We start from the raw sequence: 1,473 nt of genomic DNA on the forward strand, positions 1-1,473 counted from the left end.
CCCCGCCCGGAGCCGGCCGGGACCAGCCCGAACCGTTCCGGCGCGGGGACCGGCCACGGGGCCGGACAGCCCTCGGTGCGCGGGCCGGGACGGGGCCGGGCGCCGCCGGGTGCCGGGGCGGGACCGAGCGGCCCCGGGCGGACCGGCCGATGGCGGGCCGCCCCGGACGGCGCGGGGCGGTGCCGACCGACGCCGGGCGGCCCCGGCCTGCGCCGGTCGGCCCCGGCCAGTACCGACCGGTGCCGGGCGACCCCGCCGCGCGGGCCGGGAACGGCCGGATGTCGGACCGGGGACCGGGCGGCGCCCACCGACCCCGGCGGCCCCGGGCGGCTTCGGCCCGTGCCGGCCAGTCCCGGGCGACGCCGGACACCGCCGACCGCCCCGGGCGATCCCGGCCGGTGCCGGGCGGTCCCGCGCGACGCCGGGTGGCCCCGGTCCGCCGCGGACGGTGCCGGCCCGTGCCCCGTCAGTCCCGGGCGGTGCGGCGGGGCTCGGGGGCCTCGCCGGCGGGTGCCGCGTCGGTGTCGGGCTCCAGGAACTGGTTCACGACCTTGACGAAGACGCCCATGCGCTCGTCGGGCACCCCCAGCCAGCGGGCGAAGTCCTCCATGGAGGGCTGCCAGTCGCTCGGCGGCAGCAGGTCCGCCGCCATCGGGAGCTCCTCGGGGGTCACGCGACCGGACCGGATGAGCATGTCGCGGACGGAGACGCCGAGCAGCGGGGCGATCCGGCGCATGGTCTCCAGGTCGGGCATGCTCTGCCGCTGCAGCAAGCGCGTGACGGCCGCGCGGTGGACGCCGGCCTCGTCCGCGATCCGGGACTTGCCGCCGCCGCGCGGGCTGTCGATGTCGTAGCCGCGCTGTCTCATCAGGCCTTCCACCCAGCCTGCGAACTCGTCGAGCCCTTGAGTGCTCATGTGTACCGCTCCTCGCTCCCCACCCTCCGGATCCCATACCTTAGCGTGCTTGCGCGCACGGAATTACGTGCTTTCGGGCACGCAATCGTGTCGAATCGGTGAAGGGGAATCCACGGCCCTCTCGATTTTTGTTGCGCGCTCGCACGCAACGTGTAAGTCTGGCTCGCCGCCGCACTCGTCGGCCCCCTGAGCCCCAGGCGCCCCACCGGCCCCATGGGCGGCCCCGGTGGGCCCCGGACCGTGGAGAACCCCTTGTTCCATCCCGACCCGTCCCCCTGGCAGGCCTCCGCCGCGTGCGCCGGCCTTTCCCCGTCCGTCGTCTTCGCCCGCCGCGCCAAGGAGGCGGCCCCCGCCCTGCGGGCCTGCGCCGGCTGCCCCGTACGGAGCGAGTGCGAGGCGGCGGTGGCCCCGGCCGAGAGCTACTTCGACGGCGTCTGCGCGGGCCGCCTCTGGCGCAACGGCCGCCCGGCGGACGCCCGCCGCGTGGCGAAGGCGCTCGGCCTGAAGGACGCCGGGCGCGTGGCGAAGTCCCTCGGTCCGACGGACGCCCGGCGCAC

At 77.7% G+C, this 1,473-nt stretch carries 2 protein-coding genes; one reads left to right on the forward strand and one right to left on the reverse strand.

What is annotated here, in order from left to right:
* Window positions 1-466: 466 nt before the first annotated feature.
* On the reverse strand, window positions 467-916 hold the full coding sequence (locus CCN56_RS41145) for a helix-turn-helix transcriptional regulator (protein ID WP_086832590.1): 450 nt from the start codon (window positions 914-916) through the stop codon (window positions 467-469).
* A gap of 252 nt (window positions 917-1,168) precedes the next feature.
* Here CCN56_RS41145 and CCN56_RS41150 point away from each other — a divergent pair.
* Window positions 1,169-1,473 (forward strand): WhiB family transcriptional regulator (locus tag CCN56_RS41150; RefSeq protein WP_256962458.1); only part of this gene is annotated, 305 nt, incomplete at its 3' end.

Source organism: Streptomyces sp. NRRL B-24572 (genome assembly GCF_002156145.1).
Classification (GTDB): Bacteria; Actinomycetota; Actinomycetes; order Streptomycetales; family Streptomycetaceae; genus Streptomyces; species Streptomyces vietnamensis.

Coding starts and splice junctions, on each gene's coding strand:
- CCN56_RS41145 (WP_086832590.1), bottom strand. CDS start 916: ATGAGCACTCAAGGGCTCGACGAGTTCGCAGGCTGGGTGGAAGGCCTG.